General features: G+C 66.9%; 11 protein-coding genes and 1 tRNA gene. 3 read left to right on the top strand and 9 right to left on the bottom strand.

Translation table 11 applies throughout. The features are described 5' to 3' along the window. The first annotated feature begins 102 nt into the window (after window positions 1-102). Window positions 103-169, top strand: a tRNA-Ala gene (locus tag E1283_RS03345). Between the two features lie 120 nt (window positions 170-289). On the opposite strand, the gene E1283_RS03340 is transcribed toward E1283_RS03345, so the two are convergent. From E1283_RS03340 to E1283_RS03300, 9 genes are all read right to left on the bottom strand, one after another. Beyond that, window positions 290-1,519 (bottom strand): glycosyltransferase family 2 protein, encoded by a 1,230-nt coding sequence (locus E1283_RS03340; protein ID WP_132816331.1) that lies wholly within the window; start codon window positions 1,517-1,519, stop codon window positions 290-292. A 101-nt stretch (window positions 1,520-1,620) separates the two neighbouring features. Next, window positions 1,621-2,982, bottom strand: a complete 1,362-nt coding sequence (locus tag E1283_RS03335) for a condensation domain-containing protein (protein ID WP_132816330.1) — start codon at window positions 2,980-2,982, stop codon at window positions 1,621-1,623. Window positions 2,983-3,037: 55 nt separating this feature from the next. Then, window positions 3,038-3,757, bottom strand: a complete 720-nt coding sequence (locus E1283_RS03330; RefSeq protein ID WP_132816329.1) for an HAD family hydrolase — start codon at window positions 3,755-3,757, stop codon at window positions 3,038-3,040. Continuing rightward, window positions 3,754-4,758 (bottom strand): UDP-glucuronic acid decarboxylase family protein, encoded by a 1,005-nt coding sequence (locus E1283_RS03325; RefSeq protein ID WP_132816328.1) that lies wholly within the window; start codon window positions 4,756-4,758, stop codon window positions 3,754-3,756. Before E1283_RS03325 ends, E1283_RS03330 begins: the two co-directional genes overlap by 4 nt. A 55-nt stretch (window positions 4,759-4,813) precedes the next feature. Further along, on the bottom strand, window positions 4,814-6,658 hold the full coding sequence (locus E1283_RS03320) for an ABC transporter ATP-binding protein (protein ID WP_207930278.1): 1,845 nt from the start codon (window positions 6,656-6,658) through the stop codon (window positions 4,814-4,816). Window positions 6,659-6,662: 4 nt separating this feature from the next. Beyond that, entirely contained in the window at window positions 6,663-8,468 is a 1,806-nt protein-coding gene (locus E1283_RS03315) for an ABC transporter ATP-binding protein (RefSeq protein WP_132816327.1), read from the bottom strand. 94 nt (window positions 8,469-8,562) lie between these two features. Further along, window positions 8,563-10,083, bottom strand: coding sequence for a class I adenylate-forming enzyme family protein (locus E1283_RS03310; protein WP_132816326.1), 1,521 nt, complete (start codon window positions 10,081-10,083; stop codon window positions 8,563-8,565). A 45-nt stretch (window positions 10,084-10,128) separates the two neighbouring features. Further along, window positions 10,129-10,380, bottom strand: coding sequence for an acyl carrier protein (locus tag E1283_RS03305; protein WP_132816325.1), 252 nt, complete (start codon window positions 10,378-10,380; stop codon window positions 10,129-10,131). A 70-nt stretch (window positions 10,381-10,450) separates the two neighbouring features. After that, window positions 10,451-11,419, bottom strand: coding sequence for a glycosyltransferase family 8 protein (locus E1283_RS03300; RefSeq protein ID WP_132816324.1), 969 nt, complete (start codon window positions 11,417-11,419; stop codon window positions 10,451-10,453). Between the two features lie 685 nt (window positions 11,420-12,104). On the opposite strand from E1283_RS03300, the gene E1283_RS03295 reads away from it, so the two are divergent. Together E1283_RS03295 and E1283_RS03290 are read left to right on the top strand one after the other, a co-directional pair. Continuing rightward, window positions 12,105-12,980 carry a transglutaminase-like domain-containing protein gene (locus E1283_RS03295; protein ID WP_132816323.1) on the top strand — a complete coding sequence of 292 codons (876 nt, stop codon included), beginning with the start codon at window positions 12,105-12,107 and terminating at the stop codon, window positions 12,978-12,980. A gap of 70 nt (window positions 12,981-13,050) precedes the next feature. Further along, the gene (locus E1283_RS03290; protein WP_165955992.1) at window positions 13,051-15,618 is read left to right on the top strand and encodes a beta-ketoacyl synthase N-terminal-like domain-containing protein; all 2,568 of its coding nucleotides are present in this window, start codon (window positions 13,051-13,053) and stop codon (window positions 15,616-15,618) included. Window positions 15,619-15,695 lie beyond the last annotated feature (77 nt).

Genomic DNA, 15,695 nt, shown 5'->3' with positions numbered 1-15,695 from the left:
GCACCCGGCCCGTGAGGCAGCGCTCGTCCAACTCCTGGGCCGGCTCGACCTCGGGGATCTCGACCGGCGGGAACATCTCCTCCTGGCTCGGCGCCTCGGTCTGGCCGCAGCCTGGTAGCGCATCTCGTTCGCAACGAGGGGGTCAGGGGTTCAAATCCCCTCAGGTCCACCGGCAGGGCCGTTCACGAAACCAGGTGTGAGCGGTTGACGAGATCCCGTCCGATCGGATTGATCGGGCGGGATCTTTGTCGTTTCCGGGGTCTGCTCGACCGTGTTCGGGGTGGCGTCGTCAGGCGGCATCGGTGGGGATGGGCTCCTCAGGTTTCGCTACGTCGGTGAAGCGGGTGAGGTCGCCGATGGGCGCGGTGGGCCGCCAGCTGAGCACAGGGATGTGTGCGTTCACGGTGTCTCCGTCCTCGCGCAGGACCGCCGAGGACGGGTGGTACATGTGCAGGAGAAGATCGTCGTAGTGGTCGAACGCCGAGTAGTAGTCCATGCGGTAGGCGAAGTCGTTGTCCTCTCCACCCCAGCCCTCGAAGCGTTCGTCCATCCCCTCGATCCGGTGGAACGCGCTCGTCCGTGCCCATACGCAGCAGCCTGGCGGGCGCCGCAGGACGAAGGCCCTGAGGTGGTCGCTGTCCGCCTCCGGAGACTGTAGACGCACTCGCTCCCTGATCGCCCAGCACGTCGAAGACGGGTCAAGACACCACATGTCGCGGTATGTGAGGTGCCCCATGGTGCCGGGGTGGCGGAAGCGGGCGGTGTTACGGGAGACGAAGTCCCGGTCGGCGAGCACGTCGGCGTCCAGTATGCAGATGACCTCCGGTCGGCCGGGAGTGTTGACCACCCCGGCGTTGACCGCCCACGACTTGTTGAAGGCACCGTCCTTGGGAGCGAACACGTAGTGGTCGACATACGGCAGGACGACGTCACGCCAGCGGGGGACGTCGTCCGACTCGACCACCACGACCCGGTAGGAGAAGCGCGGTGCGGATTGGTCGCGCAGCGACAGCAGACAGGCCAGCAGGTTGCGCAGCCGCAGTCCAGGGCCTCGATCCCGGAACGGCACCACAACGAGTACGGGGGCATCCACTGCGAGGGGGAGGGAGTCACCGGCCTGCAGAGCACGCAGTTCGTCAACCTCCACCTTGGGGGTGGAAGGACCGCCGTACCGCCGTCCCAGGTGGTAGCCGAGGCGGGAGTTGGACTCCGCCTGCCAGGCGAGTGCGAACAGTTCCTCGACTTCGGGGCTCCGATGCGCCGCAAGGTCCCGCAGCCGATCCGTGAGCTCCCACTGGGGGCGCGCATCGGTGGGATCCGCCCGCAGTTCCGCGAGGAGTCGGCGGATCGTGTCGTCCGCCACCTTCTCGGCAGCCTCCAAGACCTCCAGCCGGTAGGCCGTGCCCCGGTCCCAGAAGGCAATGCTTGCCTCCCGGGCCTGGGGATCGGCGTCAACGGTCATGGTAGTGACGACGGCCTGGGCCAGTATCTGGGGATCGTTGGGGGTCAGAGCCGACATACCAGGTTCTTCCTCTCTCGGGTGTCAGGCGTGGAGGCGGGTGTCGTAGCTGAGATCTCGACCAGACGCCGGAGGCCAGGGCAACACGGGCCTCTTCAGATTCAAGAGTAATCTTTTACAGCGCGGAAGATGATTCGCTCAATTTCCCGCAAGGAATCCTGAATGGCCTGAGGGCCCACCAGTCCAGTATCCGCGGTAAGCGTCATTGCCAGCTCGTCACGATTTTGGTGAATATGCAGGGCTATATCCTCGTCCCCGCGGTTGTCGGTAAGTGCACGCAGACGGCAATCACCGAGCTCAAAGGCTTCGAGCGCGGACCGGGTGGCCAACGGTGAAGCTTCCCCGCCCTCCATGCGCGCATCGTTGTAGAAGACCGTCCGATGGAGCCTGCAACGGTCCGCTCCAGCACTGTGGATCTTCGACAGCAGGTCAATTTTGTCGTATTGGGAATGCTGATATGAGCGTAGTGACGCTCGCTGCACTCTTTTCAGAAGGGCGGCAAAGTCGCCACCGGACACATCGGCAGAGAAGAGGCCCTCCAGTACACGAGGGCTGACATTCCTGCGATCCTCCGCATTGACCCGGTTCCCGCACATCAGCATGAAGCCGGGTCTGTCGGTACCCGTCATTCGTCCCAGCACGAGCGAGGCAGCGGAGAGCAGGACGGTCGAATCACTGACTCTGAACCGAGACGCGAGGGAAGCCAGCGCGCAGGGCAGGAAGCGGGAAGAAAGACGTCCCTGCCAGAACCGCACCTCCCTGCGATCGGCGAACCCGGGGTCGACACGCATGGGAGGCAAGTCGAGAAGGGTGCCGATCCAGTACTCGATGGCCCGAGCCGACACGTTCCTCCCCCGCTCGGAGTACTGGAACTCGGCCACCTCACGCGGCTGCACGGGACGGGGGAAGGTGAGCGGGTCTGCACCACCGAGGAAGCGGGCTACTTCCTCAACCGCCAACCGGATCCCGAAAAAATCCGCGCACATGTGCGATATTGCCAGAACCAGCCTCTTCGACCCGTCGGCGGGACCCACCAGACATACTCTGAGCGGTATCTCAGCAACATGCCGGAATCTTCGAGATTCCCAATCGTTCACCGCGTCATCCGCATGGGAGGCGGCGAGGTCGGCGCCCGTTTCGATGATACGCACCGGAACCTCGACCGCATCGAGTACCCGCTGACCAACCCGCCCCCCGGGCATTTCAACAAACAGTGTCCTGAAGGACTCGTGTCGTCTGACCATCCACGCGACAGCCTCCCACACTTCACCGATCGAAATGGAGTCCCCGATATCGATCGATTGACTGAAGTTGAACTGGTGATCCTCCTCCCCCAGAGCTTTCGTTGCGTCCCAGAAGGCCTGCTGCGCCCAGGTCCCTGGAAATGTCTTTTCGAGGCCTTCCCCTGACTGCACCCGCACTTGCAAAAAATCGCCCCTGCGCCCGCCTGGTGTCAGTTCCACTGAAACGCCTCCCTCCGCTCAAGGATTCGGTTTCCCAGTCGCTTCCAACGGCAGGTCACTGTCGTTCCTCAAGCCTCAACAAACTCACGATGATCTCGGCCAGATCGACATGTCGAAAAGATTCGACCCGTAAGTCGGCGTGAGTGAGGTCCAATTCCGCGGTCATGTCGTTGGGCACCGTCACACAACGCACCCCGGCCGCTCGGGCAGCCCTGATTCCCGTGGGCGAGTCCTCGAAGGCGATGGCTTCTTCGGGAGACAGTCCGAGTCTCCGCAGGGCTTCGTGGTACAGATCGGGTGCCGGCTTGGGGAGGGTGGCCACCCTGTCGGGGCTGTGCACACTGTGCCACCCGTCGCCGATTCCGCACTGGCGTACGTAACGGGTGATCCACCAGGATGGGCTGTTGCTGACAATCGATCGGAGGAGACCAGCCGAGTCCACCTGCTCCAGCAGGTTTCGCACACCTGGTCGTGCCCGCATCTGGCTGAGCATTTCCTCCTTGTACGCGGCGACCCGGCTCTCCAGCTCCGTCCGGTCCAAGGGCTCTCCGACGCGTTCCTCCAGGTCGCTCCAGAGGTCGAAGCCAACGGTGCCGATGACATCACCCCAACGTCGACGGGTCAATTCCTGACCGTGCTCACGGAATACCTCGGCATAGGCGCTGAAGACATGCGGTTCGGGATCCCACAGCGTTCCGTCGAGGTCGAAGAGCACCGCTCGTACAGCCGCCTTGTCCGCCCGAAGCAGCGTGAACGACGCGGGAAGAATACTCACGGCAGATTTTCCTTACTGGCCACCCAGGCCGGCACGAACTGATCCGGTGACTTCCCTGCGCCGGAGCCGGTCTCCCGGAACCAGTCGACCGCACGCTTGATACCGGCCTCGACAGAAACGCTGGGCTCCCAGCCGAGCAAGCGTCGCGCCAGGGAAATGTCGGGGCAGCGCAGATCCGGATCGTCCTCGGGACGATCGACGAAAATCAGTGGTGATGTGGAACCGGTGAGCTCCCTGATCAGGGTGGCCACCTCAGCGATAGTGAGTTCCTCGGGATTTCCTAGATTCACCGGACCGGCAAGATCCGATTCGAGCATACGGACGATCCCGGACACCAGGTCGTCCACATAGCAGAAGGACCGGGACTGAGTACCGTCCCCGGTAATCGTCAAGGGCTCACCGGCCAGCGCCTGGGTGATGAAGGAAGGAATCGCGCGTCCATCACCTTGTCGCATCCTGGGGCCGAACGTGTTGAAGATGCGAATGATCGCCGTATCGACTCCGTACGTCCGGCGGTATGCCATCGTGAGAGCTTCCGAGAAGCGTTTCGACTCGTCGTAAACACTGCGCGGTCCGACCGGGTTGGTGTTCCCCCAATATTCCTCATGCTGAGGGTGGACCTGTGGATTCCCATAGGTCTCGCTGGTGGAGGCGAACAGAAAACGGGCCCCCTTACGGCGGGCCAGATCCAGGGCTCGGAAAGTTCCCAGAGATCCTGCCCTCATGGTCTCGACAGGGATACTCAGATAGTCGGCGGGAGAGGCCGGGGAGGCGAGATGGAGGACCGCATCGACCGGGCCGGAGATGTCACAGCTTTCCGATACATCGACCGACTCCACTCTGAGCCTGCCGGAGGAGAGGGAAATCTCCAGGTTTTCCATGCGCCCTGAACTGAAATTGTCGACGCACAGTACTTCCGCACCCATTTCAGTGAAATAGTCACACAGATGAGAACCGATAAATCCAGCGCCGCCAGTAACGACTACCCGCCCGAACCTCATTATCCCTACTTCCGGTCATCACATGGACTCCAAGAGCGGTCACCATATGAAATGGTCAATGACCTCGGCTGCCTGAAGGGGCGGAACCATCCTGATACGCGGCCGCTTGCAGGCCGTAGAGCTCCGCGTACTGGCCACCCAGCGCCATCAGTTGCTCATGTGTGCCCGTCTCCACCAGGCGCGCGCCGTCGAGGACGACGATGAGGTCGGCCGTCCTGACGGTTGAGAACCGGTGGGAGACCAGCAACGTGATCCGGCCGGTCCCCTTCGAGCCGCCGTCCCGAGCGATCTCCGCGTAGCGCCCGAAAAGGGCGTGCTCCGTCTCGGCGTCCAGGGCCGAGGTCGGCTCGTCCAGCACCATCAGCAGTGGCTTCTCCCGCATGAAGCCCCGCGCCAACGCCACCCGCTGCCACTGGCCGTGCGAGAGTCCCACGCCCCCTGGCCAGTCCACCCCCAGTTGGGTGTCCAGGCCGTGGGGCAGCGCGGCCACGACCACATCGGCGCCTGCCCTGTCGACAGCTGAAGTCACGGCTGCCTCGTCGTTCTCACGCGGCAGATCTCCCAGCCCGACGGAGCGGCGCAGCGGGTACTCGAAAGGGAAGAAGTCCTGGAAGGCAGAGGTCACCCGTTGGCGCCAGCGGTCGGCGTCGGTCCGGGACAGATCGGTGTCGTCGGCGAGGATCCGCCCCGCCGTGGGAGCGTAGAAGCCGCAGAGGAGCTTGACGAGCGTCGACTTCCCCGCACCGTTCTCCCCTACAACGGCCACGACCGCGCCAGCCGGGAGCGTCAGTTCGATGTCCTCGAGGACCAGACGCTCCGTCCCCGGGTATGCGAAAGACACCCCGTCGAGGCGGATACCGCGGCGCAGCTCCGTCGGCACGGGCTGGTCGGAGGTTCTCTTCCGGGCTTGAACGTAGTCCTCCAGCCAGGCCAGCCGTCGTGAGCAGTCCAGCCAGATGGTGCGGAAGAAGTGCATCTCCCCGATCGTCTGCCCGACATACGTGGAGAGGCGGCTGCCCGCGGCCAGCACCATGAGCACCTGGGCCGCTTGGGCGTCGTCGCGGGTGGCGACGTACCAGAGGGCCGCCATGAACGCGCCGGCGGACAGCGTCAGCGCGGCGGACTGGTAGACCGCGGAGATCCAGCGGGCCCGCGCCAGCGGCTTGTACCGCCGGACCCACGCCTGCCGGCGCCGTTCCCTGAGAACCGGTCCGACCTGGGCGACGCGCACCTCCTTGCCCGCCTCAGCGGAGGTGGCGGTCAGGAACAGATGCCGGGCGAGACGATCGTGCTGTGCACCGTCCTCTTCTGCCTCTTTCTCCTTGCCCGCCCGCCAGTTGGACACCAGGACAGAGGGCACGACGAAAAAGCCGAGGACGACGAGGAGCGGATGGACGAACACCAGCAGACTCACCGTGATCAGCAACCGCAGGATCGTGCCGAGCACTCCGAACAGCTTCTGGTAGAGGTCGCTCAGGGCCGGAGCATGGTCGCGGAGTACCGAGATCCGGTCCAAGTGGTCGGGGAGTTCGTGGTGCTCGATGGTGGCGACGGAAGCCTGCAACTCGGCGATGTGCGCCTCGACCACCACGGCCGCACGGTCCGCAAAGCGCCGGTTGGCCCGTTCGCTGAGGATGTTCAGCAGCCAGGTGGCGGTAGCCAGCAGGGCCAACAGCAAGGACGCCGTCAGGATCTCGGTGCCCTGGCCGCTGAGCACCGAATCCGCGAGCGAAGCGATGCCCCAGGCCAACAGCGCGTCGGGCACGGCACTCACCACGGTCGTCACGAAGGCGACCACGATCAGCCCCGGGCTGGCACGGTACCCGAGCCGCAGCGAGCGGCCGAGTGAGACCAACGAGGAGGGCAGCCGTTCGATCGTCTGGTCGGAGACGGACATCATCGGGTTACTCCACCACTTCCAGGTCGGTACAGTCGTCGCCCGACACCGGGGACTCCGCGAAACGGGACGCCTGAAGGTCGTACAGGTGGCGGTAGCGGCCCCGCGCGGCCATCAGCTCCGCATGGGTGCCGAGTTCTACGACCCTGCCCTCCTCCAGCACGCAGATCCGGTCCGCGTGACGGACCGTGGAGAAGCGGTGGGAGATCAGAACGGTGGTCACGCCCCGGGTCGCCTCAAGGATGCGTTCGAAGATCTCGGCCTCCCCCCTGACGTCCAGCTGCGCGGTCGGCTCGTCGAGAATCACCAACCCAGCTCCCAGGCGTACGGCGCAGAGGGCACGCGCCACGGCCACGCGCTGCCACTGCCCCCCGGACAGATCGGTGCCGTCGTCGTATCCCCGGGACAAGACCGTGTCGAGCTCGGCAAGATCCTTGGCCCCCGCGTCCGCCAGCGCGGCCCTGATCACGTCGTCCGAGGTGTCGTGCAGGGAAACGTTGTCGCGTAGCGGCAGTTGATAGCGGACGAAGTCCTGGAAGACAGCGGTCACCCGGGATCGCCAGGACTCCAGGTCCAGATCCCGCAGGTCCACCCCGTCGACCTCGATGGCGCCGGACGTCGGATCGTAGAGTCGGCAGAGCAGTTTGGCCAGGGTGGTCTTTCCGGCCCCGTTGACTCCGACGACGGCCAATGAGGTGCCCGCTTCGATCGTCACGTCAAGGCCGTCGAAGACCGGTTTCGTGCTGCCGGGATAGGAGAATCCCAGCTCCTTCAGGCGTACGTACGCGGCGGGCCCACCCTCCGCCGAACGGTTCCCGGAGACCAGCCTGCCGGTCTCCTCCATCGCCTCACTCAAGCCCAGAACGGCAGTGACCGACTCGGCGGTTGGCGGCAGCGCCCAGTTGATCCCGCCGAAGGCGATGCCGCTCGCCCCCACCGCCGCGAGGGCGAACATGGCCACCTGGCCGATGTCGAGGGCACCGGATGCGGCTTCCCTGGCAATCGCCCAGAACACCACCGCGTTGGCGGTCACGACCACCAGGACAACCCGGAGCAGCGGGCGCTGTCGCAGGCGGGTAGCCTGCCACCTCAGCTCGATCATCCGGCGGCGCTCGGCAGCGAACCGGCCCACGGTCCACCGGCCGAGGCCGAAGATCCGCAGTTCTTTCGCCGCCGGCGCGTCCACCGCCAGGCGGTAGGTGTACTCGGCGCGCCGTTGTGCGTCGAGGACCTCTTGGGCGCCGCGGTCCCATCCTCCGCTCTCCCGCAGCAGCCAGTGCGTGGCCAGCCAGGCACCGGCCACCAGCGGCGGAGCCCACCAGGCGAAGGCGAAGAGCACACTGGCCTGGCTCAGCCCGGTCATCGCCTCCACCAGACCACCGGAGATGAGGCCGATGGAGATGGACATCGGCGGGCCGGAGATGCCCAGGTCGAAGTCGCGGGCCATGGTGAGCCGGTCGGTCAGCTCCCTGGACTCCAGATGGGCCAGGCCGGACGGCTTGGTCGTCGCCTCCGCCAGCTTGTCGTGCAGCCACGAGGAGAGCCAGTCACCAAGACTCGCCCCAGTCTGCGCGTGGACCGGGGCGAGCAGCTGCATCAGGAGGAAGACCACGCTCACCGCCGCCAGCGGCGGTACCAGGGAGTCCTGTCGCTGTACGGCGCTCAGCAGCGCGGCCACCGCGACGGTGAGGACCGCGGGCAGCGCACCGCGGACGACTATCAGGGCCCACCAGGCCGTCGCCAGCCCCTTGTGCACGCGAGGCAGAACGGAGAAGAAAGGCCACGCGTACCAGCCTTGCAGTTTGTCGATCACGAACCTGCCTCAATGAACGATGCGTCAACTATTGTTTCTGGCACGCCACTTGGTGACACGGGGATGCGGTGAGACCACCTTGGGCCGAGGAGCGTCACCCGGATCCGTCACGGGCGGGATCGGCTACCGGCTTACCGGCGGCCGACCGAGGCAGCTCCGCCACCAGATGAATGCCGCGCGGGACTTGGTGCGGCGTCAGCCGATCCCTGCACCAGCCGATCAGCTCCGCTGTCGGGGTGCTGTCCCGGAGGACGACACGGGCAACGGGCACCTGCCCGCGCGCGGCGTCGGCCGCTCCCACCACCTGTACCTCGGCCACCGCGGGATGTGCCGCCAGCACCCGTTCGACCTCGGCCGGACTGACCTTCTTGCCCGCGACGTTGATCAGGGAGCCGAGGCGGCCCATCAGGCGGAAGCCCCCGGGCGTGTCCCCGGCGAGCCCGGCAAGGTCACCGGTGCGGTACCAGCCGTCGTCACCTGCCAGCGGTGTCATCGTCGCCCCGTCGAATGTCGTCCGGCCCGCCGCCAGCGACGAGGACCGCAGGAGGAGTTCGCCCTCCTCGACGCGGGTGTCAACGCCCGGCAGCGGTATGGCGACGTCGTCGGCGGACTCGTCTCCCACCAGGCGCGTCAGCGAAACGGCACCGACTTCCGAGGATCCGTAGCAGTCGTAGAAGCGGAACCCGAACCGGCGGGTGATCCTCGCGGCTGTCCCCGCCGCCAGCGGGGCACCCGCGGAGACCGCCTGGCGCAGGCCGGCGAGACCGGCCGGACCCGCGGAAGGGGCGCCGGACCCGTTCCCCCGCCGTCCGCCTTCGTCAGGCACACTCAGCAGACCGTAGTGGAGTGGGAGCGCGATCAGCGTGTGGGCACCGGTCTCCGCCACAGCCCGCGCGAGCTGGGAGGGGACCGACCGGCTCGGACAGCAGCGCACCACGGCCCCGAACAACAGCGGTGCGATCAGGCCGTAGTTGAAGCCGTAGGCGTGGAAGAGGGGCGCGGCCGACACGACGGGACGGTCAGGGCCGTAGCCCAGGAACTCGCCCACTCGCCGGGCGTCCGCGAGGACGGAGACCGCGGTGCGGACGACTCCGGTGGGTGTCCCGGTGGAGCCGGAGGTGAGGAAGATCTGGCTGCCGGGCGGCACGGCGGCCGTCGCCGGCGGCCCGGTGCGGCCCGCCGGAGCGGCGGGCCGCACCCGGTCCGCGGGAGGATCGCCCTCCGGCGGTCCTCCCCACAGGGTGAGGGCCTCGCTCCAGAGAACGTCCCGCGGCCCGGGCGGCCTGGTTCCGCCGTCGTGGAACAGCAGGTCGCTCGCCCCGTGGGCCCGGGACGTGTCGGCCATCGGCCGCGCGAGGTCCGGGTCACGGTGCACCACACTGATCCCGGCCAGATCACAGCCGAGCGTCACCACCGCGGTGGCGGCCGGGTCGGTCAGCTCCGCCACGACGCGGCGGGGGTGGGACCGCCCGGCCGCCAGCCTTTCGGCGAACCGCTCAGCGGCGGCGAGCAGGTCGCCACGGGACCAGGCGCGGTCGGGGGAGATGAGAGCCGTTGCCTCCGGCCAGCGGGCCGTCGAGTCCCGCACTGCCGCGAAGACGCTTTCCACTCCCATGACAGCACTCCTCGTTCGGCGTTGGACGGGACAAGGACGGGTCGGTCAGCGGTGGTCGACGACGTAGTCGGCCATCTTTCCCACGGAGCTGAAGTTGTCGATATTCAGCTCCTCGTCGGGAATGACCAGCGAGAACTCGGACTCCAGCCATACGAGGATCTCCAGGACCCCCAACGAGTCGAAGCCGGCGAATTCCCGGAGGTCCTTGTCCGCGTCCAGGGTCTCCTCACGCAGGTCGGGCACCACCTCGCGCAGGCGCTGCTGAACGGACTCGACAATGTACTGACGGTCGGCCATCTGGTCTCCCCAGGACGTCGGGATTCCGCCGCAAGCTATGCGGCGTGGGTGTGTGAAGGCTCGGACAGTGTCAGTGCTGTCCGGCCATCGCCGCGTCCGCCTCCCGGACAGAACGCAGACAGATCTGGTACAGCGAATTGGCAGGGCCGTCCGGGAGCAGGCCCTGCCAGGGCTTGGCCGGGGTGGCGAAGTGCAGGACCGTGGCTTCGTTCTCCAGCTCGAGTAGCTCGGAAATCGGAACCAGGTCCTCCGCGCCGTAGCGGATCCAGCGGGACTTCAGCAGAGAGGAGAAGGGGAACACGTTCCAGCGAGGGGTCAGTCGGTGCCAACGGTCGTCAGCCGCCCAATTGAGCGCGTCCTGGTCCCAGAGTCTGATGTGCTGGGGATGCTCGGCGATGAATTCGAGAGCCCGCCGAAACGTTCCTTCAGCGATACAGGCCGCCGGGTCGATCAGCAGGACCCCCGAGTTGAAGTACTCGCGGTCCTGGGGAAGCCCGAGGGACGACCATCCGGGCAGCGCCCGGCCGTGTCCCAGGGTGGGATTCACCGGATCACGTACCGCCGCGATCGGCGCGTCGAGCGGAACCGTGTCGAGCAACGGCCCCAGGCTGCCCCGCACGAGGAGGTCGGCGTCGAGATAGAGCACTCGCTCGTGGTCGGCGAAGATCTCCGGGATCATGAGCCGCAGATAGTTGGCCTGGGAACCACCGAAGGCAACGGGATAGCCGAGCGGGGCGAGCCGAATCTGCCGCAACTGGACTTTCAGGCCCAGTCGGCCAGCGTGCCAGCGGAGCCTTTGCGCGGACTCCTCCGAAAGTTCTTCGAACAGGACGTGCACATCCAGGCGCGCGGAGAGTTCGGGGTCCGCGTCACACAGTGACTGCCACGCGACGGTAAGCGGAAGGCTGTAGGCGTCGTTGATTGCGAATACCAGCGTGGGCTGCGGAATTTGACCGTGTGCACCATACCCGAGCGGCATGAATTCATACGCCTTCCCGATAAGGACTACTGCGGAAGCCAGGTCGAGCGAAGCGACCATGCCAGTGCACGTACCTCTTGTCAAGGTCAAACATCCGCGTGATCGATCAGCCGGCAACCTTGGCGCCCGATTGATGCGGCGGTGGTATTCCCTGGCCGAAACGAGCCACTAGGTCGGCCTGTCGAAATGGGACACAACGCACATCAAAGATCAAGTCACCTCACCCAAAGGAATGGGAATGGGGCATACTTAGACTTCCGACGTGAAATACGTGAGCAAGATCAAGCCAAGTTGATGTTGCTGGATTGAACTCTTTCCGCCGAGGGGGTAGCTTCCGAGGCAACGGCAGAAAGCGCCTTAGTCGCATGCCCCGCACTGGTTCGCTCGCGATGAATGGCCGCCCCTCACGCATCGAGAGCCGAATCCTCAAAGAAACCGAAAAGCACGGTGGCGGACGTGAAATCCTCGCCAACGACGCCAGGGCCATGCATTGCTCGAATCCCCCGAGACGAGCGAGGAACAGGTCGACGCCATCAGAAGTGCTCCGGCGGCCGCGTCACAGCACGGAGTTCGGCAGACTCGGCCGGCCCGAGGACATGGCCGGCATGGCGGGCCTTCCGGTGTCCCCGGACACGCGCCGGGTCAACGGGCAGAACATCAGGACCATGGGAGGGACAGTCTGATGCGCCAGGCAGCACCGCGTCCGGTCGGCCCGGCTGTGGCCGACGCCGTTCTGCGTCCCGTCGTGGCACGCATCCGGCAAGTCCCGGATCGTTACCGCGAGTTCGTCCAGACCGTACGGGACGCCGCCTGGGAACATCGCCTCGACCACACCCTCCTCGAGAGGTTCACGGACCTCGGGCTGCCCTGCCGGGGCGGGCCAGACGGACCCCGCTACGACCGGCTGGATCTGGCCAACGCGTCACTCGCGCTGCGGCTGCCGTCCGCCCGAAGCATGGCCATGCGCGGCTGGGCGAACACCTTGCGTGCCACGGCCGGCTCCGCGGCCACCACCTTCGAGGTGGAGATCCGGCCCAGATGTCCCGCCCCCGGCCATCCGGGCGAGTGCGCCTACGAGGCCTCCGCGGCCCTCCGAGCACAGCCAGGGTTCACCGAGTCGCCGGACGGTCACCGATACCTGGTACGCGACCGGATCGTCGCGCCGGACACCGACGTTCCGCAGGAGGTGCGCGACCTCGCCGCCCTGGTTTCTCCTCTGCACTACCACCTCCTCCCGGAGGAGTTGCGAGGCGACATCGGGTTCGCACGGGAGACGAACCTCGCCGACTGCGCGCTCGCGGTCGCCCTCCTGGTGGCCGAGGCGACCCTTCGAGGAATCACCGCGCGGCCGTCCTTCGGGTTCCTCCTCGCAGTCCCCTACTCGATCGAGCATGCCTGGACCGAGGTCGAGTTCGACGGACGGCAGGTGTCCCTGGACCCTCATCTGCTCAACCTGCTGACGAGTTGGGACCTACTCGAGCGGGACCAGTGGCCCTCGCACCAGCCGATCAGCGCCTGCACCTGGCGGCTGGGCGGTCACAAGGCGCACCCGGTCCTCCACCACGGCGCGGGAAGCATGCTCTCACTGGCCACCGTGATCAAAGTCGACATGGCCGCATGAGGCCCCGATCCGCATGGCACACCCGCGCCATGCCCTTGCCCGGCCTCCTCACGCGGAAAGGATGACCGTAGTGGACTCCGCCACTCCGCGGGCTGCTGACCTCCCGTCTCCGGATGCCGTTCTGCACTATGTACGCGAAGTCGTCGCCGAGGTGCTCGGCATCCAGGCACGTCGCGTCGACGGCCCGCTGGACGAACTGGCCCTGGACTCCCTGACGCGGCTGAACATCACGGCCCGCTTCGACCATGACCTCGGCCAGGTGCCCATGACCTTGATGTTCGACCACCGGTCGGTCGCGGAGCTGGCCGCGCACCTGCGCACATCGCACACCGCCGCCCTCGCGGACCTCCTGGGCGCGACGCCCGAGGAGGCGCTGGCCGAAGAGCCCCTGCCCACCGCCGCAGCCGGGACCCCGGTTGCAGTGCCTCCGCGAAACGGCGATGTGGCGGTGATCGGGGTCAGCGGCCGCTATCCCGGTTCCCCCGACATCGACGCTTTCTGGGACACGCTCAGGACCGGTTCCCACCGCGTGACCGAGGTCCCCGAAGACCGCTGGGACTGGCGGCGGTACTACGACCCGCGCCGCGGGCAGCCGCACAAGACGTACGGCAAGTGGGGCGCGTTCCTGGACGATGTCAGCGGTTTCGACGCGGACTTCTTCAACATCCTTCCCAGCAGCGCCGCCGAGATGGATCCGCAGGAACGTCTCTTCCTGGAGACAGCCTGGAACCTCCTGGAGGAGACGGGATATCTCGGTGCCTCCACCCACGAGAAGTCCACCGGCGTGTTCGTGGGGACGATGTACGACACCTACGGCCGGATGGGAGCGGCCGGCTGGACCAGCGGCCGACTCGTCGGACCCGACGCACAGCCATGGCTCGTGGCAAACCGGGTGTCCTACCAGTTCGACCTCCAGGGACCCAGTTTCGCGGTCAACTCCGCCTGCTCCTCGTCCCTCACCGCGGTCCATCTCGCGTGCGAGAGCCTGCGGCGCGAGGAGTGCCGCATGGCCATCGCGGGAGGGGTGAACCTCATCCTCCACCCGGCGCATCTGGCCGGACTCGCGGCCATGAACATGTTGTCGGCGGACGGACGGTGCAAGGCCTTCGATGCCGGCGCGGATGGTTTCGTCCCGGGCGAAGGCGTGGGCGCGGTCCTGCTCAAGCCGCTGGAGGCCGCCCTCGCGGACAACGACCGGATCTGGGGTGTGATCAAGGCGAGCTTCGTCAACACCGCTGGACGCACCTCCGGTTTCACCGTGCCGAGCTCCGTGGCTCAGGCAGAGCTGGTGACCGAGACCCTCCGCAGGGCCGGAATCCCCCCGGCCACCATCAGCTACGTCGAAGCCCACGGCACGGGGACGGAACTCGGCGACCCCATCGAACTGGCCGGGCTGAGCGCGGCGCTGCACGGCGCCGGCACGAACGGCGCCCGGGAGGGAGCTCGCTGTGCCGTGGGGTCGGCCAAGGCGAACATCGGTCACCTGGAAGGGGCATCCGGCATCGCCGGACTGACCAAGGTCCTGCTTCAGTTGAAACACCGTCAGATCGCTCCGTGCATCCATCTCGAAGCGATCAACCCCAAGATCGAGAACTTGTCGGGGCACTTCTCCTTCCCTGTCGAGCTCACCGAGTGGACCACCGATCCGGGGGTGCCCCGTCGTGCCGGCGTCAGTGCCTTCGGGGCGGGCGGGTCCAACGCCCATGTGGTCGTCGAGGAGTACCCGGGTCCGCGGGCCGCACCAGCAGCGGAATCCGACGAGTCCGCGACAGCCGGCGAGAACGTGTTCCTGCTCTCGGCCCGGACCTCCCCACAGTTGAGGACCCTGGTGGCACGCACGGTACGGCTGCTTGGCACGGAGCCACCGTCCTTGCGGGCCCTTGCGTACACGTCTCAGGTCGGTCGCAAGGAGATGCCGGTGCGTCTCGCCGTGGTCGCCCACGGCGTCGAAGACCTGCTGGCCGGGCTCACCGGGTTCCTCCGCGACGAAGTGGCACCACCGGTGTGGCATGGCGTCGTGGGCCCGGACGGCGCGGACGCGCTCCTGCTCGACGGCGAGGAAGGAGCCGACTACCTCGCCGCTCTGACCGCGAAGCGGCGGCTGCCGCCGCTTGCGCGGCTATGGACCCAGGGAGTTCCGGTCGACTGGTTGCGTCTCTGGCCCGCGCCGCGGCCGGTCCGGGCGACTCTGCCCGCCTACCCGTTCGACCGCAAGCGCCACTGGGCGGCGGCCGAAGAGGTACCGGACGCCCCCGCCGATACCACGTCGCACACCGACAGCGCTCCACCCGGAACGGCGCCCGCGCCGGCCGCCGCCCCGTCGGCCGGCCCGGCCGGCGCCGCGTCAGGGCAGCGTCCTTCGCCGCTGCGTCTCGCCATCGAGCGCGAACTCCGCCTCATCGCCACGGCCTACCTCCTGGTCGACGAGTCGCAGATCGACACGGAGGCGGACCTGCTGGACCTCGGCTTCGACTCGATCTCACTGGTGGGGCTCATCGGCCAGCTGGGCGACGTATACGGCATCGACATCGACGCCGGGATCGTTGTCGACCACCCGTCGCTGCGAGCCCTCACCTCCTACATCGAGACCGAGCACCACGGCCCCGCCGTGTCCTTCCACACGGCCGCCCCCCGATGAAGCGACACACCCACGTCTCAGGACGGAGCGGCCGGTGGTGGCCGACGTTCGTCACTCTTACAACGCAGGATGAGGAC

The sequence above is a fragment of the Streptomyces hainanensis genome (genome assembly GCF_004348415.1).
GTDB lineage: Bacteria > Actinomycetota > Actinomycetes > Streptomycetales > Streptomycetaceae > Streptomyces > Streptomyces hainanensis.
The sequence above is the reverse complement of the archived record's forward strand: the minus strand, read 5'-3'. Positions and strand labels throughout refer to the sequence as shown.